Here is a 23041-nt window from a genome sequence, read left to right as displayed (position 1 = left end):
CATGACACTGTGCGAGGATCGCGCCATGCCGGATCGCCTGTCGGCGTTGGACGCCTCGTTCCTGTACCTGGAACAGCCGTCCACACCGATGCACGTCGGCGCTGTCGCGATCTTCAAACGTCCCCGGTCCGGGTTCGACTACCAGCGGCTGCTGCGGCTGATCGAGCAGCGGATCGGCCTGGTGCCCCGGTATCGGCAGAAGGTGCGCCACGTCCCCGGCGGGCTGGCCAGGCCGGTCTGGGTGGACGACCCGGACTTCGACCTGGCCTACCACGTGCGCCGCTCCGCGCTGCCCAAGCACGGCACCGAGCGCGCGCTGCACGACCTGATCGCCCGGCTGATGTCCCGGCCGCTGGACCACACCCGCCCGCTGTGGGAGATGTACCTGGTCGAGGGCCTGGGGCAGAACCGGATCGCGATGTTCACCAAGACGCACCAGGCGCTGGTGGACGGCATCAGGGCGGTCGACATCGCGCAGGTGATCCTGGACGACTCGCCCGCGCCCGGCGAGGACTTCGGCGTCGACTGGGAGCCGCGCGAGGAGCCGAGCGGCCTGCGGCTGATGGCCGACGCGGTGTTCGACGCCTGGCAGCGGCCCAGCGAGGTGGTGGACAACGTGCGTTCCGCCGCCGGGGACGTGGCGGCCACCGCCGGCAAGGTGGTCGACGTGATCGGCCAGGTCGCCACCGTGGTGCGGACCGCGACCAGCCGCGCGCCGGGCAGCCCGCTGAACGTCTCGGTGTCCGCGCAGCGCCGGTTCGCGGTGGCCCGCACGAAGCTGGACGACTACCGCGCGGTGCGCGCCGCGCACGGCTGCGCGGTGAACGACGTGGTGCTGGCGGTGGTGTCCGGCGCGATGCGCAACTGGCTGCTGGCCAGGGGCGAGCCGGTGACCTCGTCCAGCTCGGTGCGCGCGATGGTGCCGCTGTCGGTGCGCGCCTCACCGGAGTGGGCGGCTGCGACGGATGGCGACGCGGCCACCGGCGCGTTGGGCAGCCGGGTGGCGTCGTTCCTGGTGGACCTGCCGGTCGGCGAGGCGAACGCGGTGGTGCGGCTGCACCAGGTGGCGCACCAGATGCGCGCGCACGCGGACAGCGGGCGGTCCGTCGGGGCGCAGGTGCTGGTCAAGCTGGGCGGGTTCGCGCCGGCGACGCTGCACGCGCTGGGCGCGCGGGCGGCCAGCGGGATGTCCAGCCGGATCTTCAACATGGTGGTCACGAACGTGCCGGGGCCGCAGGTCCCGCTGTATGCGGCCGGCGCGACGATGCTGGAGATGTTCCCGGTGGTGCCGCTGGCCAAGGGGCAGGGGCTGGCCATCGGGCTGACCTCGTACCACGGCGGGGTGTACTACGGGCTCAACGCCGACCGGGACGCGATGGGCGACGTCGACATGCTTGCCGGCATGATCGGGGAGTCGCTGGACGAACTGCGGAGCGTGGTGAGCTGAGAATGCGCGTCTACGTACCGGCGACGCTGCCGATGTTGCGCCGGCTGGTCGCGGACGGGGTGCTCGACCCGCTCGGCGGCACCGCGTTCGCGCTGACCCCGGCGCTGCGCGAGGCGTACATCGGCGGCGACACCGAGGAGCTGGAGTACGTCGCGATGCGCGACGCCGCGCGCGCCTCGCTGCGGCTGCTCGCCGGGGAGCTGACCGGCGAGCTGGTCGCCGACCAGCCGGCCTGGCCTCGGCGGGTCGTGGTGGCAGCGGACACGGACAACGCGGTGGCCAGGCCCGACCTGGACGACGGGGCGGTGCGGGTGTCCGGGTCGATCCCGATGTCGGCGGTCGCGGCGGTGCACATCGACGACCCGGAGGCGGAGCACGCCGTTCGCCAGGCCGCCGAGTTCGTGGACGCCGCCGACCTGGGCGACCCGGACGCGGAGTTCCTGCTCGGCGAGGCCGAGGACTACGAGCTGGCCTGGTACGACCCGTCCGAGCTGCCCTTCCTGCTGGAGCTGCTCGACCTCTGAGCCTCTGTTCACCCGCGGTTGGGGTGCACGATGTTGAATGACGCTTCGTGGAACCGTTGCGGGCGGAGGACCCGGCCGAGCTGGGTCCGTTCCGGCTGTGCGGCCGGCTCGGGGCCGGGGGGATGGGCGAAGTGTTCCTCGGTCGGGGAGTGGGCGGTTCGCTGGCCGCGGTGAAGGCGATCCACCCTGGGTATGCCGCCGACCCACGGTTCCGGACGCGGTTCGCGCGGGAGGTCGCCGCGGCCAGGGCGGCCGGTGCGCCGTGGGTGGCGAAGGTCATCGACGCGGATCCGGACGCGCATCGGCCGTGGCTGGCCGTCGAGTACGTGCCGGGGTTGACGTTGGAGCAGGCGGTCACGGAGTCGGGGCCGTTGCCGGCGGGGGCGGTGGAGGTGCTGGCCGCGCGGTTGGCCGAGGCGCTTGCCGCCATGCATGCCGCGGGCGTGGTGCACCGCGACCTCAAACCGTCCAACGTGCTGCTCTCGGGGGACGGGCCGTATCTGATCGACTTCGGGATCGCGCATGCGCTCGGGTCTACGGTCATCACGCACACCGGGGCGGTGATCGGCCCGCCGGGGTACATGTCGCCGGAGCAGGCGCGGGGGGATCGGGCGGGGGCGCCGTCGGACGTATTCTCGCTGGCCGGGGTGGTTGTGTGTGCCGCCGCCGGGCATGGGCCGTTCGGTGAGACGGCGACCGCGGTGGCCATGCTCAGGAAGATCGTCGATGACGTGCCCGACCTGTCGGGAGTGCCTGACGTTGTGCGCGGTTACCTGGCTCCGTGTTTTGCGCGTGACCCCGCCGCCCGCCCGAGCGCCGCCGAGCTCGCGGTCCGGCTGTCGGCGCGGGCTCGTGCCGCCGGTCCCGACGCCTGGCCGCCGCCGGCCGTGACCGAGAGCCTGGCCACGCAGGTCACGCCGTTCACCGAGCCGTCGGTGTCCGTGTCCGTGTCCGCCGAGCCCGGCGAACGCGGGTCGTCGGCGTCCGTACCCGTGCCCGCCGAACGCGGATCGTCGGCGTCCGCGCCTGCCGCCCGCGCCGAGTCCGAGTCCGCCCAGTCCGCGCCAACTCCGTCCGTGTCCGCCATGTCCGCCGCGCCGACCGTGTCTGCCGAACCCGCCGCGCCCACCGAACCCGCCGCGCCCACTCCTCCTGCCCCTTTCGTCGCCCCCACCCCGTCCGCCGCATCCGCCGCACCCGCCGCGCAGCCCGGAGCGACCCGCGTCCGCCCCGCCCCCACACCGAGCCCGCCAACCCCGCCCTCGCCTCGGCCGAGCGAGACGCCACCACCGGCCACCCATACCAAGCCGCCCCGCCGACCACCACCACCGAGGGCCTCGACCGCACCAACCGCCTGGACCCCGCCGACCACCCCGCGCAGGTCCAAACGCCCGGCCCCGCGCCGGCCCCGCGGCCCGCTCCTGCTCGCCGCCGCCGCACTGCTCGCGATCGCGCTGGCCACCCTGGGCGTAGTCATGTCCCACCGACCCGCCACCCCGACCCCCCAGTCCACCCCGCCCCCCGCGCCGGCCCCGCCGACCCCCCGGTACGCCACGCCCACGGACCTGGTCGCCGCGATGACTGCCCGACAGCGGTCGGACCAAGCCGGCAAAGTTCACATGCACACCGGTGGCACCGGCCCCGGCGCGGTCAGCATCGACGTCGACGGGGCGTTCCGCTACGGCGACGCCGGCGCCGCCCTGCGCTACGACGAGCGGATCCAGGACGGTGCCGCCGGCATCGGTGACATGGAACTGAGCGTGATCATGCTGCCGGACCAGGACCGAGCCTGGCTGAGGCCGACCCGGATGCCGGGCAGCGCGCCGCTACCGCCCGGCAAGACCTGGCTCGAACTCACCCCCGGCTCGACGAACCCGCTGGCCACAGGCCACCTCGACACTGCCGCCTCACGCCGCCGCGAGGTCGACCCGGCGCGCCAGCTGACCCGGCTCGGCGACGCGGTCACGCTGCTCGGCTCGGCCGACGACCCGGTCGCCGGAGTGCCGGCCCGCCGCTACGCGCTCGTGGTCGACTGGGCCAGGGCCGCCGCGCGCGAGCCCGATCCCGTCCTCAAGGCCGACATGCGACGGCGCGCCAAGGACGGCCCGGAGACGCAGCTGCTCTGGCTGGACGCCCAGGACCGGACGCTGCGCAGGCTCACCCCCGAGGTCGACCTCACCTTCCGCGACTGGTCGACCCCTGTCGACATCGCCCCACCCCCTACCGACCAGATCGCCCCCGGCTGACCGCCCGCACCCAGAAGACTCAGCTCAAGCGGGCCAGCTTGGCTCCCAGCCCGTGCCGCCACCCCTCGGCCAGCGCGGGCGCCCGCACCGCCCGCTCCAGCAGCCGCCGGTGTTGGCCGGGGTCCAGCTCGCCGGCGCGGACGTTCGCGGCGAGGTACACCTCGCCGACCGTCGGCGCGGACTCGTCCCGCTCGACCAGCGTCATCGGCCCCTCGGTGGGCACCCGCCCGGTCCGCGCCACCCGCAGGTACCAGCCGCAGCGCCCGGTGCGCAGCATCGCGGCGATCATCTCCTGGCGGCCCACCCGCATGGCCAGCTTGTAGCACGGCGAGCGGGGCTGGGAGACCTCCACGACCGCCGTGCCCCACGCCCACCGGTCGCCGATCCGCACGCTCCACTCGTCCGCACCCGAGGTGCTCACGTTCTCCCCGACCATCCCCGGATACAGCTCGTACGGCTCCGGCTCGGCCCGCCAGCCCGGGTAGTGCTCGGCGGGGTAGGAGTAGACGGCCTTGTCCGGCCCGCCGTGCACGCTCAGGTCGGCCTGCTCGTCGCCGTCCAGGTTCACCTCGGTCAGCGCGAGCTCGGCGGCCGCCACCGGATGCTTGACGATGCCGCTGTACACCGGCCGTCCGCGCCGTGACCCGAGCACCGCCGGGCGGCCGACGTACACGCCGGCCACCGTCAACACCACCGGCGCGTTCAGGCGTCGATCACCTGATCGGGCGGCGGCGGGTTGATGTCGACCGGGAGTCCCCAGTCCCGGTAGCGGGCGTCGATGGTCACGATGCTGGTGGCGTCCTCACCCGGCCGCTGGGCGACCTGACGCAGCATGCGGTTGTGTTCGTCCAGCCAGAGCGTGGCGTCCACCGAGGGCGGCTGCGACTGGAGCTGCGCCTTGATCGCCGGGTCGGTCTGCTGCTCGGCCGCCTTGACCATGTCGATCCTGATCTTGTAGCGAACCGACCGGACGCCGTTCACCGGTTCCTCGACCGACTCCGTGATCCCGGCCGCCGATCCGAGCTGGGTGAACGTCTTGGTCGGGTCGGCGGTCTCGCGCAGCGCCTGCACCTGGAGGATGAGCTGTTGCAGCCACGGCTCCTCCGAGGCGGTCGGGACCTTGATCCACGACTTGCCCAGCGGCATGCCGATGCCCTCCGGCGGCTTGACGTAGGCCTGGTCGGGCAGCACCAGGATGGTGCTCTCCATCGGGACCGGCGAGCCGGGCTCCTGCAGCTTCCGGCTCAGCTGCACGGAGATCCCGCCCGCGTCGTAGCGGACCTGCTGTTCCTCGTTCGTGGCCGGTTGGGGCGAGGCGCCGCCGCTGACGGTCCCGACGATCGAGAGCTTGACGGTCTTGTCCTGTTTGGCCTGGATGCCGACGGCGTTGCCCAGCTCGGCCACCGTGGCGTAGCGCGGCAGCGGCGGTGGCGCAGACGGAGCGGACGGAGGCCCGCCACAGCCCGAGGCCAGCGCCGTGAGCAGCACAGCCGTCACGGCGAACCGCCCCGGGCGTGCGAACGATGGGGACGTTGAGCGACGCATCGGCTGCTCCAATAGGGGGGATCCGTCCACGGTATCTGCTGGGCACGGTTCCCGCCGATGCGGCACCCGGACGGGTCCGACCCGCGTCACGACCACGACGGGGTGGACAGCGCCACCAGCACGCGGCGCAGCGCGGCCAGCCGACCGTCGCTCACCCCGCCGCGCGCGGCGAGCTCGTCCAGCACGCACTCCGGGTCGGCCGGCGGACCGAGGTGGCCGCATCCGCGCGGACAGTCCCGGACCGCCTCGGCCAGGTCGGCGAACGCGGTCACCACCTCGGTGGCCGTGACGTGTGCCAGCCCGAACGAGCGCACCCCCGGTGTGTCGATCACCCAACCGCCCCGGGCGCCCGGCTCGGCGGACGGGGTCGCTGCCAGCGCCAGGGCGACCGCCGAGGACGAGGTGTGCCGCCCCTTGCCCACCCCGGAGACCTCGCCCACCGCCCGCTCGGCCTCCGGCACCAGCGCGTTGACCAGCGTCGACTTGCCCACGCCCGAGTGCCCGAGGAACGCCGAGACCCGTCCGGCCAGCATGTCGCGCAGCTCGTCGAGCGGACGGTCGTAGCGGGTGACGACCACCGGGAGGTCCAGCTCGGCCCACTCGGCGGCGACCTGGTCCACACCGGCGCCCGCGTCGACGAGGTCGGCCTTGGTCAGGCACAGCAGCGGCCGCAGCCCGCCCGCGTACGCGGCGACCAGCGCGCGGTCCACGAACCCGACGCTGGGCGGCGGGTCGGCCAGCGCGGTCACGATGACCAGCAGCTCGGCGTTGGCCACCACCACCCGCTCGTACGGATCGTCGTCGTCCGCGGTGCGGCGCAGCACGCTGGACCGCTGCGCCACCCTGACGATCCTGGCCAGCGCGTCCGGGCCGCCGGACAGGTCGCCAACCAGCCCGACCCGGTCACCGACCACCACCGGCGTCCGTCCCAGCTCGCGGGCGCGCATGGCCACCACCCGCGCGTCCGGGTCGTCCGGCGCGGCGCCGTCCGGAACGCAGGTCCAGCGGCCCCGGTCCACCGCCACGACCATGGCCGGGGTCGCGTCGGCGTGCTCCGGGCGGCGCTTGGTGCGCGGCCTGGTGCCTCGGCGGCCGGGGCGCACCCGGACGTCGGACTCGTCGTACTCCCGGGGGCTCACGAACCGCTGGTCACGCTCCTTTCTCCGAGATCAGCTCCGTCCAGCGGGCCGGGAAGTCCGGGATGGTCTTGCCGGTGCTGTCGATGTCGTCCACCGCCATTCCCGGCACCACCAACCCGAGCACCGCACCCGCGGTGGCCATCCGGTGGTCCGCGTACGCCCGCCATGGCCGCCCCACCGGTGCGGACAGCGGCCGGGGCCGGATGAGCAGGCCGTCGTCCGTCTCGGCGGCGTCCGCGCCCAGCGCGGTCAGCTCGGCGGCCAGCGCGGCCAGCCGGTCGGTCTCGTGCCCGCGCAGGTGGGCCACGCCGCGCAGGCGCGTCTGCCCGGTGGCCAGCGCGGCCACCGCCGCGATCGTCGGGGTGAGTTCGCCGACGTCGTGCAGGTCGACGTCCACGCCGACCAAGGTGTCCGGGCCGGTCAGCGTGGCCCCGTCCGGCCCGACCGCGACGTGGCAGCCGAACCGCTCCAGGATGCCCAGCACCGCCGCGCCGGGCTGGCGGGACTCCGAGGGCCAGCCGGCCACCGTGACCCGCCCACCGGTGACGGCCGCGGCGGCCAGGAACACCGCCGCGTTGGACAGGTCGGGCTCGATCGTCCAGTCCCGCGCGGCGATCGGGCCGGGGTGCACCCGCCAGCTGTCGTCTTCTCCGTCCTCCACCTCGACGCCGGCCGCTCGCACCATGTCCACCGTCATCTCGATGTGCGGCAGCGAGGGCAGCGGCGGGCCGACGTGGCGCACGGCGACGCCCTTGTCGTACATCGCCCCGGACAGCAGCAGCCCGGACACGAACTGGGACGAGCCGGACGCGTCCAGCACCACCTCGCCGCCGGGTAGCCCCCCGGTGCCGTGCACGGTGAACGGCAGCGCGTCGCCCTCGATCCGTGCGCCGAGGGCGCGCAGCGCCTCCAGCACCGGCCCCATCGGCCGCTCCCGGGCGCGCGGGTCGCCGTCGAACCGCACCGGGCCGTCGGCCAGCGCGGCGGCCGGCGGCACGAACCGCATCACGGTGCCGGCCAGGCCTACGTCCACGGTGCCGCCGCGGAGCGCACGGTCCGGGCGCCCGACCAGGAGCCGCTGGTCGCCCGCCTCGGTGACGGTGACCCCGAGCGCCCGCAGCGCGCCGACCATCAGCGCGGTGTCCCTGGTCGGCGGCGCGCCGACCACAGCTACCTCGGCCGGCCCGGTGGCGAGCGCGGCCAGCAGCAGCGCGCGGTTGGTCTGTGACTTCGAACCGGGCACGTGGACCCGGCCGGTCACCGGGCCGCCCGGTGTCGGCGCTGGCCACGGGTGTGTGGCGGACGAGGCGTTCACCTGGCCAATGATTCCGTATTCGGGGCGGCCGTCCAGCCGAGGGGGCCGAGTTATCCACAATCGGAACGAACAGGGCACCCCGGTAACCCGGTGGGATGTGCGAGCGGTGATTGACCGGCTGTGATGTGGGAACATCGCGAGCATGTGCGGCCGGTATGCCTCGACCAAGTCGGCGGCGGACATCGCGACGGAGTTCCACGCGGTGGACGCCACGGCTCGCAGCGCGCTGGCCGCCCCGGGCGCGGACTACAACGTGGCGCCCACCAAGCCGGTGCTGGCGGTGGTGCAGCGGCACCCGCGTGACGAGGACGGCACCGCGGACACCGGCCGCACCGAGCGCAGCGTGCGGGTGATGCGCTGGGGCCTGGTGCCGTCCTGGGCGAAGGACCCGTCAGTGGGCTCCCGCATGATCAACGCACGGGCCGAGACGGCGGCGGACAAGCCGGCGTTCCGCAAGGCGCTGGCCCGGCGGCGCTGTCTGCTCCCGGCGGACGGCTGGTACGAGTGGCGCCGTGACGGCCGTACCAAACAGCCCTACTTCATCACCGGCGCCGACGGTGCGTCGCTGGCGATGGCCGGCGTGTGGGAGTTCTGGCGCGCCCCCGACGGTGGCGAGGACGAGCCGCTGATCACCACCGCTGTGGTGACCACCGACGCCGTCGGCCCGATGCGGGACATCCACGACCGGATGCCGTTGCTGATCGCCCCCGACGACTGGGCCGCCTGGCTGGACCCGGACGCCGACCAGGTCAGCGAACTGCTCAGGCCGCCGAGCGCGGAGCTGGTCGCCGGCCTCGAGCTGCGCACGGTGTCCGCGCTGGTGAACAACGTCCGCAACGAGGGCCCCGAGCTGGTCGAACGCGTCGACCCGGTCACGGCCCCCGACGAGCACCGCCAGACGCTCGCCCTGGACCTGTGACCCCATGACCGTACCGCGCCCGCGCGCCGAGCCCGTCCCGTTTATCCACAGCGGAAGCGGCGCGGCATGACGACACACGAGGTGGACACCCCGCACGGGCCGGCCCGGGTGGCGCTGCACTGCGCCCCGGAAGGGCGGGCGGGGCTGCTGCTCGGGCACGGCGCCGGGGGCGGCGTGGGCGCTCCCGACCTGGTGGCCGCCGCCCAGTCCGCGCACCGGGTCGGCGTGCACGTCGCGCTGGTCGAACAGCCGTACCGGGTCGCCGGCCGCCGTGCACCCGCCCCGGCGAACCAGCTCGACGCCGCCTGGCTGGCCGTCGTCGAACACCTCGGTAGCGGGGTGCTGGAGGGATTGCCGCTGGTGTTCGGCGGCCGGTCGTCCGGCGCCCGGGTGGCCTGTCGGACGGCGGAGGACGGCGGCGCGACCGCCGTGTTGTGCCTGGCCTTCCCGGTGCATCCGCCCGCGCGCCCGGAGAAGGACAGGACGGGCGAGCTGTCCGGCGTGGACGTCCCGGTACTTGTCGTCCAGGGCGAGCGTGACCCGTTCGGCCGCCCCGAGCCCGCGCCGCACCGCGACGTCGTGCTCCTCCCGGGTGACCATTCGCTCAAGTCCGACCTCGACGGGCTGTCCCGGGCGGTCGGCGAGTGGCTCGAGCGGGTGCTCCGCCCCATCGCCTGACCCCCCGCCGCGGCTGTGGACAGATTCTCGTTTTCCGCCCACGGCGCCGGCCTCGGGTGCTAGCGTCGATCGCAGCTCGGACCGGTCCGTTGCCAAACTCTCTCGCGAGGGGCCGCTCGGAGCAGCTCACGGCCCGGCGTGACCCACGCTCGTCACGACCGCCCGTCTTCTTCGGCCGCCCCGTGCGCGACGGGCTCTCTTCGCATCTCTGAGCCTCCTCTCACCCGTCCCGCGTGCGGCCCTTCACTGGAGCCGATCCGATGAGATCACCTGTCCCTGCCCGCGTGCGGTGCCTGGGCCGGCTGGCGTCCGTGCTGTGTTGGTGCCTGGGCGTGGCGGGCGGCGCGGCGCCGCTGTGGCTCGGCGTCGCGCTGTTCGGCGGCGCAACCGCCTCGGCGGCCACCCCCGCGCCCTGGGCGGCCACCGCCGCGCCCTCGGTGGCCGATCCTGCGTTCTCGGTCGCTGCCCCCGCGCCCTCGGTCGCGCCCGCGCGAGCCGTCACCACCGTCCCTGCCGAGGCGATCCCGGACTCGGTGTGGGACAAGATCGCCAAGTGCGAGAGCGGCGGCCGGTGGAACATCAGCACCGGCAACGGCTACGACGGCGGCCTGCAGTTCAAGCCGTCCACCTGGCGCGCGTACGGCGGCACGAAGTACGCGGACCGGGCGCACCGGGCCACCAGGGAGCAACAGATCGAGATCGCCGAGAACGTCCAGGCCGGGCAGGGCTGGGGAGCCTGGCCGGTGTGCGCCCGCAAGGCCGGCGCGACCGGGCGCGGCAAGGCCACCGCCCCCAAGGCCGAGCCGAAGCCCCCGCCGAGGTCCGAGCCGGGGTCACAGCCGAAGTCACAACCGAACACGGCCCCGTCCATGCCGCCGGCACCCGATGCGGGCAAGGACACCGGCGGGCCCGCGCCGCACGGCAAGATCCGCGTCAAGGCCGGCGACACGCTCTCCTCGCTGGCCGCCGAACACCACATCAAGGGAGGCTGGAACGAGCTCTACCAGAAGAACCGCGACAAGCTGTCGAGCCCGAACCTGATCAGGCCGGGCCAAGAACTGAACACATAGGCCGACCCGGCCACCCACCACACGGCCACCCACCACGGGGGTGGCGGCTAGGGCACCTGCTGCGCCGCCACCGGCTGCTCGGCGGTCACGGTGAATGACGAGATCATCTCCGTGAGGACCTGGGCGTCGACCTCGGCACGGTCGGTCAGGCAGCTGCCGACCAGGGCGTAGACGCTGCGCACCCCGGTGGGCGAGCGATCCGGCCCCTCGGTGGTCACCGCGATCTGGCGGACCCAACGGCCCTCCAGCTGCAGGTCGGTCTGCCGGGCCGCGCTCGGCAGTTGCTCCTCGCTCTCCGCGCCGTCCTCACCGATCGGCACGATGTTCGTGGCGCCGGCGCCGAGCAGGGCCTCCTCGGCCAGCTCACCGAGCTCCTTGTCCGAGGGCACGCGCTCGCCGAACACGACGAGGTTGACCCGGAAGTCGTCCCTCGGTGGGGCGAGGAACGCGATCAGGCCGCCGGCCGGTTCGATGGCCGACCAGTCGGACGGAACGTCGATCCGAAAGGCGCCGATGCCAGGGGAGACCGAGTTCGGCCACCCCACGTTCTGCATCGACCCGTTGGAACCCATGGCGCCACCTTAAGCTCTTCGTTTCCGAGCGAGTCCGTCGCTCCGTCCCCCATCGCGCGTTATATCTTGCCCTTTTGGCCGCGCGGTTCAAGAACCGCCCCCTACGCAGCGTCACGCAATCCTCGCACAACCCTCTAACGGATGAAGATCGACAGCTAGTCCATAACGCCTCCGCCACTCACACGGACGCCACCGCCCGCGCGCTTCTGGCGCCGGCCCGGCGGCACGGCCGGTTCCAGGTGTGCGGCCCGACAGGTGACCCGGCACGGCATCCGAGCGGCGCCCTGGCGCGGTGCCCGCCCGACGACTCGGCGCGGTGCCCGGCCGGCGCCTCGGCACGGCGTCCGACCGGCGTTCGACCGGCGACACGAGCAGTACCCCACGGGCGGCGCGACCAACACCGGACAGCGCCGCCCGCCTCACCGCTCGCTCACCCGTAACTCCTCGGCAGCCCGGTCCCGACCGCCGCAACCCCAGCGGGCGCACCACCGCTACAGCCCCGCGCCAACAGCCAGACGCGTCACGTCGAGCACAGAGGCACCAGCAATACCGCCAGCATTCGGACGCCGGGGCGTTGGTCGGAACGGGTGAAGCCAAATTCGCTGAGACGTGAGCCGCATCATCCGTGCGTCCGGCCCGCCGATGCGACGCGAATCACACCCGACGCCGATCGGCCCGAGCTCCAACCGGCCAGGCTCGACGGCGGCCACACTCCCGCCGGTGCCGGTGCGCTCGAAACTACGGCTGGCGCGCAGTGATTGTGGCCACGGTGGCGGCGGTGAGCGCGGCCAGGTCGTCCGGGGCCAGCTCGACCTCCAGCCCGCGCCGCCCACCGCTGCAGAAGACCGTCTCGAAACCGCGGGCGCTCTCGTCCAGCACCACCGGCAGCCGACGCTTCTGGCCCAGCGGCGAGATCCCGCCGGCCACGTACCCGGTCGCCCGCTCGGCGTCGCGGACCTCCGCCATCCGCGCGCGCTTGCCGCCGACCGCGGACGCCAGCGCCTTCAGGTCCAGCGACCCAGTCACCGGCAGCACGCCCACTGTCAGGGTGCCGTCCACGTCCGCGACCAGCGTTTTGAACACCCGCGACGGGTCCAGCCCGAGCGACTCCACGGCCTCCAGCCCGAACGCCGCCCCGGGCCGGTGCCGATAACTGTGCAGTCGATACCGAACCTTGCGCGCGTCCAACAGCGCGGTCGCCGGGGTCTTGGCCGCCATAGCCGCCGAGCCTACGGCCACCGCCCGAGGGCACCGGCCGGGAATGCCGCACCCGATCCGTGCGTTCCAGCCCACGTGCCACACGCCGTGATAACCGATGCGACGGGAGACCTGTTGCCTGAGCTCGAAGCACCCGTTCCGGCCGTCGCGCCAGCCAAACCGGCTGGACGGCGGGGCGTATCCTCAGCCCGGATTCATATGGACGTCGCCATGCCGGCGGCGGGGAAGCTGGGGTCGCCGCCGAAGCGGCGCGGAGGGAGCTTGGTGCCAGTACAGGGCGAGCCTGCCGAGGTTCCGGCGGCCGACCAGTCCGTCACGACAGGCGTCGGATCGGAACCGACCGACGCCGAGTTCGCCGAGCGCGAAACGGACATCCCCGAACCCTCGACCACCCCGGAGAACGGCCGGCCGGCCGAGTCCGAGGCGGCCGCCGACGAGACCGGGACCGATACCGAGTCCGCCGAGCACCTGGCCGAGCGGTTCGAGCGCGACGCCATGCCGCTGCTGGACCAGCTCTACGGTGCCGCGCTGCGGATGACCCGCAACCCGGCCGACGCCGAGGACCTCGTCCAGGAGACGTACCTCAAGGCGTACGCCGCGTTCGGTTCCTTCCGCGCCGGAACTAACCTACGGGCCTGGCTCTACCGCATCCTGACCAACACGTACATCAACGGCTACCGCAAGCGGCAACGCCAGCCGTCCCAGCACCCGACCGAGGAGATCACCGACTGGCAGCTCGCGCAGGCCGGCGAACACTCCTCGACCGGGCTGCGCTCGGCGGAGGTGGAGGCGCTGGACCGGCTCCCCGACAGCGACGTGAAAGAGGCGCTGCAGGAGCTGCCGGAGGACTTCCGGATGGCCGTCTACCTGGCCGATGTCGAGGGTTTCGCGTACAAGGAGATCGCTGACATCATGGGCACACCGATCGGCACGGTGATGTCGCGGCTGCATCGCGGCCGCCGCCAGCTGCGTGACCTGCTGACCGACACGGCGCGCGACCGTGGGTTCCTGCGCGGCCAGGAGGTGGCACGGTGAGCTGCGGGGAAGAGCACGAGACACATTGCAACGAGGTGCTCGCGGAGGTCTGGCTGTTCCTGGACCAGGAATGCGACCAGGGACGCTGGGAGCTGCTCCGCCGCCACCTCGACGAGTGCAACCCGTGCCTGGCCGCGTACGGGATCGAGGAGAAGCTCAAGCAGCTGCTCGCCCGCAAGTGCGGCGGCGAGCACGCGCCGAACGAGCTGCGTGACAGGTTGCGCGAGCAGATCCGCGCCGCCGTGCTCTCCCAGGTCAAGTCCGCGATCACGGTCGAGCAGACCCAGGTGACCGTCGAGGTCCGCGGCGCCCACGTCGAGCGCCGCTCCCGCTGACCGCCAACCCGCACCGCACACAGCTTCGGTACGTCGCGCTGCGTGCGGCGCGGTCGGCTCGGGCTCAGGCGTTGGGGCGCTTGCCGTGGTTCGCGCCGTTGCTCTTGCGGGAGCGCCGCTTGCGGGCACGCCGGGACATCGTCTCGCCTCGCTCTCCTGGTCGGACATCATGTAACGGACCGGTGGTTCGTCGTTAGTCGAGTCTGTCATGCGTGGTTGGATGTCGTCCGACAGCGGGTGGCCGAGTGAGCCGGAGGGGTGGCGTGGCCGAGGAGATCCGGGCCGAGATGGTGGCCAACGTGATGAGCGTGGTGGTAGCCCCGGGGGCTCGGGTCACGGATGGCGACACGCTCGTCATCCTGGAGTCGATGAAGATGGAGATCCCGGTGATCACCGAGGTCCCCGGCACGGTGACCAAGATCGAGGTGTCCGAGGGCGACGTGGTGCAGAGCGGCGACCTGATCGCCGTCGTCGACTAGGCGCACCGAGGGACTGTGGGCCTCCCAACAGGCCGGCTCGGGGCATACCCGAGGTAGGCTGGCTGAGCTGCGACAACAGCTCGCGCAAGGGTGAGCGGGACGACACCGCCACCGGACGGAATCCGCGACTCACCCTGACGGAATCCCCGACTCGCGGGCGGGTAGGAACGGAGTGCACGTCTGTCAACGTTGACCGAACTGGTCGCCGAGCACACCCGGCTCTCGGGACAGTCCGTCGACCACCTGCAGCGCGTCGTCGCCGAGTGGCAGCTCCTGGCGGACCTCTCGTTCGCGGACTTCATGCTCTGGATCCCGCTGCCGGTCGCCGGCGACGACGGGAAGGGCGGTGAGCCCGGGCGGTTCCTGTGCGTGGCGCAGGCCAGGCCGACCACCGCGCCCACCGCGCACCCGGAGGACTCGGTGGGCACGATCGTCACCGAGCCCGAGCACTCGCCGCTGCGCCGCGCCCTCGCCGACCAGCGCCTGTGCCGCGAGGAGGACCCGCGCTGGCACCACGGCGTGCCGGTGCGCCGCGAGACGATCCCGGTGTGCCGCGACAACGTGGTGCTCGCGGTGCTGTCGCGCGACACGAACCTCGCGGTGGCCAGGGTCCCGAGCCCGTTGGAGATCGCCTACCTCGGCGGCGCGGCCGACCTGTGCCAGATGGTCGCGGACGGCACGTTCCCGAGCGCGGACGCGATGGTGGACACCCAGACCAACCCGAGGGTCGGCGACGGGCTGATCCGGCTGGACACCGGCGGGCGGGTGGTGTTCGCCAGCCCGAACGCGCTGTCCGCGTACCACCGGATGGGCCACGCCTCCGACCTGGTCGGCGCGGTGCTCAGCAACGTGACCCGCCCGCTCGTCCAGGACCCGTTCGACTCCAGCGAGGTGGTCAAGCGGATCCGGGGCGCGCTGGACGGCAAGCCGTCGCTGCGGATGGAGTTGGAGGCCGGCGGCGCGGCGATGCTGCTGCGCGCGCTGCCGCTGCGGCCCCGGGGCGCGCCGGCCGGGGCGTTGGTGCTGGTCCGCGACGTGACCGAGGTCAAGCGCCGGGACCGCGCGCTGATCACCAAGGACGCCACCATCCGGGAGATCCACCACCGGGTCAAGAACAACCTGCAGACGGTGGCCGCGCTGCTGCGGCTGCAGGCCCGCCGCACCCCGAACAACGAGGCCCGCAAGGCGCTCAACGAGTCGATGCGCCGGGTGACCTCGATCGCGCTGGTGCACGAGACGCTGTCCATGTCCGTCGACGAGCGGTTGGACCTCGACGAGGTGGTGGACAAGGTCATCCCGATGATGGCCGACGTGGCGATCGCCGAGTCCCGGGTGTCGCTGCGCCGGGAGGGCAGCTTCGGCGTGGTGGCCAGCACGCTCGCCACCCCGCTGGTCATGGTGCTCACCGAGCTGGTGAACAACGCGCTGTCGCACGCCTACGCGCCGGGCGCGCGCGGCGAGGTGGTGATCTCGGTGCGCCGGTCCGCCGGCTGGCTGGACGTCGTGGTCACCGACGACGGGCGCGGCCTGCCCAAGGGCTTCTCGCTGGAACGCTCGCACGGCCTGGGTCTGCAGATCGTCCGCACCCTGGTCGACTCCGAACTAGACGCCTCCCTGAGCATGCGCCCCCGGTCCCCCAAGGGCACCGAAGCCGTGCTCCGCGTCCCCCTGCTGCGCGCCTAAGGCCCGCTCGCACACCCACTTCGTAGCTCGCACACGCGCTGAAGCAGGTGTGCGGCGTACGAAGTGGGTGTGCGGGTGCGGCCGTCGCGGTGGTCACTGGGGAGCGGTGGCCACCGGGGGCGGGCAGACCGCGAGCCCGGTACCGGAGGTCGGTTCCGGGCTCGCGGACGGGGAGCGTTCTTCTGGCTCGGGTGCCGATCAGGCTCCGGTGCGAGCCCGGGTACGAGCGTTACGGCGCTTCAGTGCGCGACGCTCGTCTTCGCTCATTCCGCCCCACACACCGGCGTCCTGGCCGCTCTCCAGCGCCCAGGTCAGGCACTCGGTGCTCACGGGGCAGCGCCGACAGACAGTCTTGGCCTCCGCGACCTGCAGGAGTGCGGGGCCGGAGGTCCCTACCGGGAAGAAAAGCTCCGGGTCCTCGTCACGGCAGCTCGCGCGGTGGCGCCAGTCCATGATTGCTCTGCTCCTTGCTGCTGCGCGCGCGTGGGCGCGCACCTCTCTCGTCCGTTCGGTAAGTTGCTTGTGAATTCTTTCACGAGCAACGCATGTCTTCAAGGATTCCGGGGCAGTCGAGTGAGAGTGTCCTCACCCACACAACGCAATCCGGCTCACGGCTACTCACGCCGTGTCACCAACTACGCTGAACGACTGACCGAACCCGCCGGCCCCTTCCCGATCCCCCGAGTCCGGGCCGACCGTGCCAGAGGATCTCTCCTCAGCGGTCGTGCTGGCTTCGAGAACCACGTTGAACGATCACGGTCCATAAGGCGAGCCCCAACGGGATCGACGGTTCGGCTCGGTCGGTGAATGGCGAGAAAAGGACCGGTCACGGACGTTCGTCGCACCGGTAACTGCGGCGAGCCGCGGTTCTCACACGACGACGCGCAGCGCGGCCGGTGCGGCGACGAACTCGACCTCGCTGCGTTCTCCCAGGTAGTCACCGTCCACTTGGAGCGCCACGGGGGTGGGGCTGCTCACTCGAATGAGTGGCAATTCCTCGCGCCGTAGCACGTTCCGCCCCCGTGGATCACCTTGTTTGCGCAATAGCTCGCGCAATACCGGCACCATCGTGGCGAGATCGAGACTGCGTAACGCGAACAGCGCCAGCCCGTCGCCCCGGCCGGAGCCCGGGTTGGTGCGCACCGGCCGCCGGCCCAGGTACGTCCAGGGGTCGGTGTTGGTCACCATGGCCAGCCGGATGCCGCCGACCGGTGGATGGCCGGGCAGCTCGACGGTCAGCTCGGACGGGTGACGGCGCTGGCGGAGGTAGTGGTACAGCGCGGTGCCGGCGTAGCGGGCCGGGGTGGCCTCCCGGCCGCGTGCCCTGGCCCGTTCCATGGCTGCGATGACCTCGCCGTCCCAGCCCATGCCGGCGTTGAAGGTGAACCACCTGTCGTCCACGCGGCCCAGTCCGACGGCCCGGCTACGCCGTTCGATGATCGCGTGCAGCACCGCCGAGGCGGCCTCCATCGGGTCGGCGGGCAGCCCGAGCGCGCGGGCGAACACGTTCGCCGAGCCGCCGGGGACCACGGCGAGCTGTGGCCGTTCCGAGAGGCTTACGCCGTCTGCCGCCTCGAGGATGCCGTTGACCACCTCGTTCACCGTGCCGTCCCCGCCGTGCGCGACGACCAGCTCCACCCCGGCGCGCACCGCGGCGGCCGTCGCCTCGGCGGCGTGGCCTCGGTAGCGGGTCTGCAGGACGTCCAGCTTGAGCTCGCTGGCCAGGGCGTGCGCCAGCACGTCCCGACCGGCGGCGGTGGTGGAGGTCGCCTGCGGGTTGACCACGAGCAGGGCGCGCACCTGGGCAGGGTAACCGGCTCGGGTGAGTGCTCGGGCCCAACGGCTGCTCCACCAGGACGAACGGCGGGCTAGGCTCGCGGCCGTGACCGAACCATCCGAGGGCCGTACGGGTGCGCGGCCGCCGGCGCCGGTGCGGGTGGCCGGCGTGCTGGTCGCCGTGCAGGGGACGCTCGGTGTGGCGTTCGCCGTATACCTATTAATAAGGGCGGGGTCCGCGCGGCTCGGGCTGGGCGCCGTGCTCGGCGAGGCGGCGATGTACGTCGTCCTCGGGGGCGCCGTGCTGTTCGTCGCCTCCGGGCTGTTGCGCGGGCGGTTCTGGGCGCGGACGCCGGCCGTGGTGACGCAGCTGTTGCTGCTGCCGGTGGTCTACTCGCTGTTCGTGTCCGGGCAGGTGCTGTGGGGTGTGCTCGCGGGTGTCGCCGTCGTCGCCACGCTGGTGCTGATGCTCGGCGCGCGCGCCAGGGCCTGGGCGATGGACCTGGACGAGGCGCGCCGCGGCCGTTAGCCGTTCAGGGCCACCAGGTTGACGTGGTCCAGCCGGGGGCGGCCGCGTTCGTCGCCGAGCACCGTCAGCCCGCCGGCGTCCAGCGCGAACCCGACCCCGGCCGGCGCCGGCAGGCCCAGCCAGCGCGCGGTCAGCACCCGGCTGAAGTGGCCGTGTCCGACCAGGATCACGTCGCCGTTGGCCGCCCGCGCGGTGGCGAGCACGTCGTCGGCGCGGGCGGCGACCTGCTCCGCCGTCTCCCCACCGGGCATCGGGTGGGTCCACACGGTCCAGCCCGGCACGTCCTCCCGGATCTCCGGCGTGGTGCGTCCCTCGTACTCGCCGTAGTCCCACTCCACCAGCCGCTCGTCCACGGCCGGGGCCAGCCCGGCGAGCGCGGCGGTGTCCACGGCGCGGCGGCGAGGGCTGGTCAGTTCGAGCGCGAACGGTTCGTTGCCGCGCAGGCCGGCCAGCACCCGCCCGGCGTCGCCGGCCAGCGCGCGCCCGGCGTCGGTGAGCGGCACGTCGGTGTGGCTGGTGTGACGACCGGTCGCCGACCACTCGGTCTCGCCGTGTCGCATCAGGAAGATCCGGCCGGAAGGGGGCACCCGGCCACGGTAGCGGGCGCCGGGCGATCAGACCTGGTACTCGCCGGCCAGCGCCCTGGGGAGCACCGGTTCGAGGATGCGCAGCGTGAGCCCCCAGAGCACGTGCCGCCCGATCCGCCGCACCGGCACCCGCAGCGTGGTGTCCCAGGACGCGAAGTGCATCTCCTGCTCGGCCCGCGCGCTCGGGGCGGCCACCTCGGCGACGTCGACGTCCAGCACGTCGGCGACCTCCCGCTCGGCGGGCCGCCAGCGCGCGGGCACCGAGCGCAGCCGGGCCACGAACGGCCACACCAGGTAGCCGGTGGACCGGGTGCGCACCGCCGGCAGTTCGGCGAGCACGTCGAGGTCACCGGGCGTGAGCCCGAGCTCCTCGCAGGTCTCCCGGACGGCGGTGGCGCGCATGTCCCGGTCGTGCGGCTCGTGCTTGCCGCCGGGCAGCGCGACCTGCCCGCCGTGCACCCCGTGCGGGGTCCGCTCGATCAGGACCATCCGCAGCGCGCCGCCCTCGTCGCGGTAGAACGGGATCAGCACGGCCGCCGTCCGTACCGTCCGCGCGCCGCGTACCTCCGCGTCCGTCACGCCGCACATCATCCGGTCGGATCCGGGGCCGCTCAACTCGACGCCCGCTCGGCCCGGCGGCGGGCCCGGTAGGCGGCCACGTTGACCCGGTTGCCGCAGACCTCGGGCTCGCAGTAGCGCCGCCGCCCGCCGCGGCTGGTGTCGATGAACGCGCCCGTGCAGTCCGGCGAGGCGCAGCCGCGGAACCGTTCGTATCCGAGCGCGTGGAGGACGGCGAGCACGGCGGTGCCGGTGAGCAGCGCGAGCTCGTCGGCCGGCGGCGCGTCAGGCCGGGTGTGGACCTGCCAGTGCCAGCGGCCGGCGTCGTCGGCGGCCAGCGCCGGGCCGACCCCCGCCGCCGAGGCCAGCTCGCCCGCGCGCTCGGCCAGCTCGGTCGCGGTCGTCGAGGTGACCGCCGCGCGCAGCGCTCTTCGGAGTTCGTGGACCCGCTGTATGTCGGTGGCCGTGAGCGTGCGTCCGGCGAGTGGCACGCCGTGCTGCTCGAGAAAACCGGCGAGCGTCGCGGCGTCGGCGATCTGGTCCCCGGTGCTCTGTTGCTCGGGTCCGGAGTTGACCAGCGCGGTGGCGACCGCGGCTCCGTGGTGGTAATCGTCTAAACGTACTTGCAACCCTTACCGCCTCGGTCGTATCGTCATGGTTAAAAGCTTAGTTTACCCCTGTCGAGTCCGGGAGAGGTATACGCCGTGTCACGGTGGCCCACCACGTTCCTGTCCGTCCCGTCCGTTGTCGGCCGGTCGTCCGCGCGGTCCAGATCCGACGAGCGGTCCGAACGGCCGGTGCAGGCGGATCCGTCTAGGCGGACGGATTCGCCGGCGCGGGTTGAATCGGGTGTGCGAGTCGAACCGGCCGTGCGGGTCGACCCGGCGGACCACGCCGAATCCTCCGTGCCGCCCGATCGGTCCGCGTCCGGCCCCTCGCCGAGCGTCGCGTCGTCGCCCGCACCCGGCCGCGCTCGGTCGCCGGTGGCCATGCGCTGGATGCTCGTGCTCGGCGTGCTCGCGCTGGCCCTGAACCTGCGCGCCGCGCTCGCCGGATACCCGCCGCTGCTGCCGGCGGTGCGCGCGGAGCTCGGACTCTCGGCCGCCGTGGCCGGGCTGGTGCAGGCCGGCGCGGTGCTGGCGATGGCGGCCGGGTCGTTCGCCGGGGTGCCGATCGCCGCCCGGTTCGGCGCGGCGCGCTCGCTGGGGGCGGCGGTCGGACTGGTCGCGGTGGGCAGCCTGGCGCGCGGCGCGCCGTCGACGGTGTCGCTGGTCGGCGGAACCGTGCTGGTCGGGCTGGGCATGGGCACCGCCGGGGTATTCCTCGCCGGGGTCGTCCGTACCTACTTCGCCGCCCGCGCCGGCACGGTCACCGGCGGCTACGTGGTGGCCATGCTGGCCGGCGCGACGGCGTCCAGCGCGATCGCGGTGCCGCTGGCCACGCTGCTCGGCGGCTGGTCGTTCTCGCTGGCGGTGTGGGCGGTGCCGGCGCTGCTCGCGGTCGCCGGGTGGACCCCCGTCGCCCGCGCGGTCCGCACCACCGCGCCTGGCCGCCCGGCGCCGAGGGCGGACCGGCGCGCGTCCACCCCGCCGCCCCGGGTGTCGCCGCGCCGGTGGACCCGGCTGGCAAGGCTCGCGTCCGTGTACCAGGCCGGCACCTCGCTGGTCTACTACGGCTGGCTGACCTGGATGGCTCCGTACTACCAGAGCCAGGGCTGGGCGCCCGCGCTCGCCGGCGTGCTGATGGCCGTCTTCAGCCTCGCGCAGGTGCCGTCCGCGCTGCTCGCCCCGGCGCTGGTGGACCGCCGCCGTCGCTGGCGGTTCTGGGCGTCGCTGGCGGTCGGCACGTTCGCGGTCGGGACGCTCGGCGCGCTGCTGGTACCGCTGCCGCCGGTGGTCGGGCCGTGGCCCTGGGTGATCCTGATCGGGCTCGGCGGCGGCGCGATGTTCCCGCTGGGCATGACGATCATCGCCTGGCGCACCCCGGACGGCCCCGCGAGCGCTTCCACCAGCGGGCTGGCGCTCGGCGTCGGATACACGGTCGCGGGTCTCGCGCCGTTGCTGATGGGGCTCCTGGTGGACGCCACCGGCGGCTACCGGGCCGCCATCTGCGTGCTGCTCACCGCCGCCGCGCTGCAGGCCTGGGCGATCATCCGGCTAGGCGACGGCTGACCCTCCCGAAGCGGCCGGCGGGGGACGCCCGCGCTCCGACGCCCCCCGACCGTCTATTCCGGACGCGACCCCCTTAGCAGTCGACCAGCTCCGGCTTTTGGTTCAGAAGCTGAGCCCTGGGCGAGACGAACTCCGCATACTCTTCTGTCGCGCTCGGGTCGAAGAAGGCGACCTTATGGCAGTTCTGGAATGCCATCCGCACACCGAAGTGACGCTCCACGGCCCCTCGCATTGCGTCGCTTCCGACCAGTCGGAACAGCTGGCCCCAGCTAGCCTCGGTTGGCGGCTCGGTGTCGTCGATCGCCATCTGATCACCGGTTTCGCGCAGCTCACGGCCGAGTCCGCTCACCACGGACCAGGCGTAGGGCAGCGAGTCTTGAATGCATTCGATGAAATCGACGTCCGAAACTGGCCCCTGCTGCGCCTGGGCGAGCAGGTCCGCCGGTACCTTGAGCGACACCGTGATCCTCCTGGGTTCGGAAATGGACCACTTCGACGCTACGTAACGCGAAAGCAAATGGGTACCCCCGCCTAGGCGACGTTAAGAATCAACGTATTCGCACCCCCGCATGAAATAAGCCGCGCCGCGCACACCTGGCCGTCGCCGCACCCAGGAGGGAGCGCAGCGACGAGCGAGCGCATGTCACAGCTCCAACCCCGTGTGCGGCGCCCGCCCGCTGTGTGCCGCCGACCGCGGCCCGGCGGGGCGGACGCACGAAGGCGCCGGCCACGGGGGTTGAACCCGTGAGCCGGCGCCTCCGGGGGTGATCAGGCGTTCTGCTTGGTCTCCCAGAAGATCTTGTCGATCTGCGCGATGTAGTCCAGCAGCTGCTGGCCGGTGGCCGGGTCGTTGGAGCCCTTGGTGCCGGTGGCGCCGGCCGCCTTGGTGGCCTTGTTGAACAGCTCGTGCAGCTCCGGGTACTTCTCGAAGTGCGGCGGCTTGAAGTAGTCCGTCCACAGCACCCAGAGGTGGTGCTTGACCAGGTCGGAGCGCTGCTCCTTGATCTCGATCGCGCGCGCCCGGAAGTCCGCGTCGTCGTTGCCCTGGTACTTCTCCTGGATTGCCTTCACCGACTCGGCCTCGATCCGGGCCTGTGCGGGGTCGTACACGCCGCAGGGGAGGTCACAGTGCGCCGTGGCCTCCAGCCGAGGACGGAGAACGCGAGACAGCAGTCCCATTGTTACTCCCTTAGCTTGGTGATCGTTCCGACCAGC

General features: G+C 73.0%; 26 protein-coding genes. 12 read left to right on the top strand and 14 right to left on the bottom strand.

What is annotated here, in order from left to right:
* Positions 1-25 precede the first annotated feature (25 nt).
* The 3 genes from N912_RS0135100 to N912_RS61005 are packed head-to-tail and all read left to right on the top strand — an operon-like array spanning position 26 to position 4217.
* Positions 26-1447: a WS/DGAT/MGAT family O-acyltransferase gene (locus N912_RS0135100; protein WP_028926101.1), complete on the top strand. Its 1422-nt coding sequence runs from the start codon at positions 26-28 to the stop codon at positions 1445-1447.
* A gap of 2 nt (positions 1448-1449) precedes the next feature.
* Entirely contained in the window at positions 1450-1971 is a 522-nt protein-coding gene (locus tag N912_RS0135095; RefSeq protein WP_028926100.1) for a DUF6912 family protein, read from the top strand.
* A 47-nt stretch (positions 1972-2018) separates the two neighbouring features.
* Positions 2019-4217: a serine/threonine-protein kinase gene (locus N912_RS61005; protein ID WP_051581231.1), complete on the top strand. Its 2199-nt coding sequence runs from the start codon at positions 2019-2021 to the stop codon at positions 4215-4217.
* 19 nt (positions 4218-4236) lie between these two features.
* Here N912_RS61005 and N912_RS0135085 read toward each other — a convergent pair whose 3' ends face one another.
* The 4 genes from N912_RS0135085 to aroA form a co-directional block, all read right to left on the bottom strand.
* Positions 4237-4899 carry an MOSC domain-containing protein gene (locus N912_RS0135085; RefSeq protein ID WP_342670889.1) on the bottom strand — a complete coding sequence of 221 codons (663 nt, stop codon included), beginning with the start codon at positions 4897-4899 and terminating at the stop codon, positions 4237-4239.
* Positions 4900-4919: 20 nt separating this feature from the next.
* A complete protein-coding gene (locus N912_RS0135080) occupies positions 4920-5714 on the bottom strand; it encodes an SCO4651 family lipoprotein (protein WP_156994237.1) in 795 nt (264 codons plus the stop codon).
* Positions 5715-5848: 134 nt separating this feature from the next.
* The gene (gene rsgA, locus N912_RS0135075; protein ID WP_028926097.1) at positions 5849-6901 is read right to left on the bottom strand and encodes a ribosome small subunit-dependent GTPase A; all 1053 of its coding nucleotides are present in this window, start codon (positions 6899-6901) and stop codon (positions 5849-5851) included.
* 10 nt (positions 6902-6911) lie between these two features.
* Positions 6912-8216, bottom strand: coding sequence for a 3-phosphoshikimate 1-carboxyvinyltransferase (gene aroA, locus N912_RS0135070; protein ID WP_028926096.1), 1305 nt, complete (start codon positions 8214-8216; stop codon positions 6912-6914).
* A gap of 142 nt (positions 8217-8358) precedes the next feature.
* On the opposite strand from aroA, the gene N912_RS0135065 reads away from it, so the two are divergent.
* The 3 genes from N912_RS0135065 (at position 8359) to N912_RS66575 (ending at position 10883) form a co-directional block, all read left to right on the top strand.
* Positions 8359-9135: an SOS response-associated peptidase gene (locus N912_RS0135065; RefSeq protein ID WP_028926095.1), complete on the top strand. Its 777-nt coding sequence runs from the start codon at positions 8359-8361 to the stop codon at positions 9133-9135.
* 66 nt (positions 9136-9201) lie between these two features.
* Positions 9202-9813 (top strand): alpha/beta hydrolase family protein, encoded by a 612-nt coding sequence (locus N912_RS0135060; RefSeq protein ID WP_028926094.1) that lies wholly within the window; start codon positions 9202-9204, stop codon positions 9811-9813.
* A gap of 260 nt (positions 9814-10073) precedes the next feature.
* On the top strand, positions 10074-10883 hold the full coding sequence (locus N912_RS66575) for a LysM peptidoglycan-binding domain-containing protein (protein ID WP_084211479.1): 810 nt from the start codon (positions 10074-10076) through the stop codon (positions 10881-10883).
* 47 nt (positions 10884-10930) lie between these two features.
* Here N912_RS66575 and N912_RS0135050 read toward each other — a convergent pair whose 3' ends face one another.
* Both N912_RS0135050 and ybaK read right to left on the bottom strand, forming a co-directional pair.
* Positions 10931-11455, bottom strand: a complete 525-nt coding sequence (locus tag N912_RS0135050) for a hypothetical protein (RefSeq protein WP_028926093.1) — start codon at positions 11453-11455, stop codon at positions 10931-10933.
* A 738-nt stretch (positions 11456-12193) separates the two neighbouring features.
* Positions 12194-12673, bottom strand: coding sequence for a Cys-tRNA(Pro) deacylase (gene ybaK / locus N912_RS0135045; RefSeq protein ID WP_028926092.1), 480 nt, complete (start codon positions 12671-12673; stop codon positions 12194-12196).
* Positions 12674-13141: 468 nt separating this feature from the next.
* Here ybaK and N912_RS0135040 point away from each other — a divergent pair, with 468 nt between their 5' ends.
* Both N912_RS0135040 and rsrA read left to right on the top strand, forming a co-directional pair.
* Positions 13142-13708, top strand: coding sequence for a sigma-70 family RNA polymerase sigma factor (locus N912_RS0135040; protein ID WP_245645650.1), 567 nt, complete (start codon positions 13142-13144; stop codon positions 13706-13708).
* Positions 13705-14043 carry a mycothiol system anti-sigma-R factor gene (gene rsrA, locus N912_RS0135035; protein ID WP_028926090.1) on the top strand — a complete coding sequence of 113 codons (339 nt, stop codon included), beginning with the start codon at positions 13705-13707 and terminating at the stop codon, positions 14041-14043. The genes N912_RS0135040 and rsrA overlap by 4 nt, the downstream gene beginning before the upstream one ends.
* Positions 14044-14107: 64 nt before the next feature.
* Here rsrA and N912_RS67135 read toward each other — a convergent pair whose 3' ends face one another.
* Positions 14108-14182: a 50S ribosomal protein bL37 gene (locus N912_RS67135; protein WP_425415348.1), complete on the bottom strand. Its 75-nt coding sequence runs from the start codon at positions 14180-14182 to the stop codon at positions 14108-14110.
* A gap of 106 nt (positions 14183-14288) precedes the next feature.
* Between N912_RS67135 and N912_RS0135030 the strand changes: the two genes are divergently transcribed.
* On the top strand, positions 14289-14522 hold the full coding sequence (locus N912_RS0135030) for a biotin/lipoyl-binding carrier protein (RefSeq protein WP_281176331.1): 234 nt from the start codon (positions 14289-14291) through the stop codon (positions 14520-14522).
* Positions 14523-14702: 180 nt separating this feature from the next.
* Positions 14703-16205 (top strand): sensor histidine kinase, encoded by a 1503-nt coding sequence (locus N912_RS0135025; protein ID WP_028926088.1) that lies wholly within the window; start codon positions 14703-14705, stop codon positions 16203-16205.
* A 198-nt stretch (positions 16206-16403) separates the two neighbouring features.
* Here the strand turns inward: N912_RS0135025 and N912_RS62665 are convergent, their stop codons facing one another.
* Positions 16404-16658: a WhiB family transcriptional regulator gene (locus N912_RS62665; RefSeq protein ID WP_037068283.1), complete on the bottom strand. Its 255-nt coding sequence runs from the start codon at positions 16656-16658 to the stop codon at positions 16404-16406.
* Positions 16659-17075: 417 nt separating this feature from the next.
* A complete protein-coding gene (locus N912_RS0135020) occupies positions 17076-18005 on the bottom strand; it encodes a diacylglycerol/lipid kinase family protein (protein WP_028926087.1) in 930 nt (309 codons plus the stop codon).
* Between the two features lie 82 nt (positions 18006-18087).
* Between N912_RS0135020 and N912_RS0135015 the strand changes: the two genes are divergently transcribed.
* Positions 18088-18510 carry a hypothetical protein gene (locus N912_RS0135015; RefSeq protein ID WP_028926086.1) on the top strand — a complete coding sequence of 141 codons (423 nt, stop codon included), beginning with the start codon at positions 18088-18090 and terminating at the stop codon, positions 18508-18510.
* On the opposite strand, the gene N912_RS0135010 is transcribed toward N912_RS0135015, so the two are convergent.
* Genes N912_RS0135010 through N912_RS0135000 form a run of 3 tightly spaced genes read right to left on the bottom strand, consistent with a single transcriptional unit; the run spans position 18507 to position 20284 of the window.
* Positions 18507-19070, bottom strand: a complete 564-nt coding sequence (locus N912_RS0135010) for a histidine phosphatase family protein (protein ID WP_037068138.1) — start codon at positions 19068-19070, stop codon at positions 18507-18509. The two genes, N912_RS0135015 and N912_RS0135010, sit on opposite strands and share 4 nt — an antisense overlap.
* Before the next feature lie 54 nt (positions 19071-19124).
* On the bottom strand, positions 19125-19676 hold the full coding sequence (locus N912_RS56570; protein WP_169748012.1) for an NUDIX hydrolase: 552 nt from the start codon (positions 19674-19676) through the stop codon (positions 19125-19127).
* 32 nt (positions 19677-19708) lie between these two features.
* On the bottom strand, positions 19709-20284 hold the full coding sequence (locus N912_RS0135000) for a CGNR zinc finger domain-containing protein (RefSeq protein ID WP_028926084.1): 576 nt from the start codon (positions 20282-20284) through the stop codon (positions 19709-19711).
* 222 nt (positions 20285-20506) lie between these two features.
* On the opposite strand from N912_RS0135000, the gene N912_RS0134995 reads away from it, so the two are divergent.
* Positions 20507-21826: an MFS transporter gene (locus tag N912_RS0134995; protein ID WP_245645632.1), complete on the top strand. Its 1320-nt coding sequence runs from the start codon at positions 20507-20509 to the stop codon at positions 21824-21826.
* A gap of 73 nt (positions 21827-21899) precedes the next feature.
* Here the strand turns inward: N912_RS0134995 and N912_RS0134990 are convergent, their stop codons facing one another.
* Both N912_RS0134990 and sodN read right to left on the bottom strand, forming a co-directional pair.
* Entirely contained in the window at positions 21900-22286 is a 387-nt protein-coding gene (locus N912_RS0134990) for an SCO5389 family protein (RefSeq protein ID WP_028926082.1), read from the bottom strand.
* A gap of 308 nt (positions 22287-22594) precedes the next feature.
* A complete protein-coding gene (gene sodN / locus N912_RS0134985) occupies positions 22595-23005 on the bottom strand; it encodes a superoxide dismutase, Ni (protein WP_037068136.1) in 411 nt (136 codons plus the stop codon).
* Positions 23006-23041 lie beyond the last annotated feature (36 nt).

Origin of the sequence: Actinospineispora acaciae DSM 45401 (assembly GCF_000620785.1) — a bacterium.
Classification (GTDB): domain Bacteria; phylum Actinomycetota; class Actinomycetes; order Mycobacteriales; family Pseudonocardiaceae; genus Pseudonocardia; species Pseudonocardia acaciae.
The sequence above is the reverse complement of the archived record's forward strand: the minus strand, read 5'-3'. Positions and strand labels throughout refer to the sequence as shown.

Coding starts and splice junctions, on each gene's coding strand:
- N912_RS0135100 (WP_028926101.1), top strand. CDS start 26: ATGCCGGATCGCCTGTCGGCGTTGGACGCCTCGTTCCTGTACCTGGAA.
- N912_RS0135095 (WP_028926100.1), top strand. CDS start 1,450: ATGCGCGTCTACGTACCGGCGACGCTGCCGATGTTGCGCCGGCTGGTC.
- N912_RS0135065 (WP_028926095.1), top strand. CDS start 8,359: ATGTGCGGCCGGTATGCCTCGACCAAGTCGGCGGCGGACATCGCGACG.
- N912_RS0135060 (WP_028926094.1), top strand. CDS start 9,202: ATGACGACACACGAGGTGGACACCCCGCACGGGCCGGCCCGGGTGGCG.
- N912_RS66575 (WP_084211479.1), top strand. CDS start 10,074: ATGAGATCACCTGTCCCTGCCCGCGTGCGGTGCCTGGGCCGGCTGGCG.
- N912_RS0135050 (WP_028926093.1), bottom strand. CDS start 11,455: ATGGGTTCCAACGGGTCGATGCAGAACGTGGGGTGGCCGAACTCGGTC.
- ybaK (WP_028926092.1), bottom strand. CDS start 12,673: ATGGCGGCCAAGACCCCGGCGACCGCGCTGTTGGACGCGCGCAAGGTT.
- N912_RS62665 (WP_037068283.1), bottom strand. CDS start 16,658: ATGGACTGGCGCCACCGCGCGAGCTGCCGTGACGAGGACCCGGAGCTT.
- N912_RS0135010 (WP_037068138.1), bottom strand. CDS start 19,070: ATGCGACACGGCGAGACCGAGTGGTCGGCGACCGGTCGTCACACCAGC.
- sodN (WP_037068136.1), bottom strand. CDS start 23,005: ATGGGACTGCTGTCTCGCGTTCTCCGTCCTCGGCTGGAGGCCACGGCG.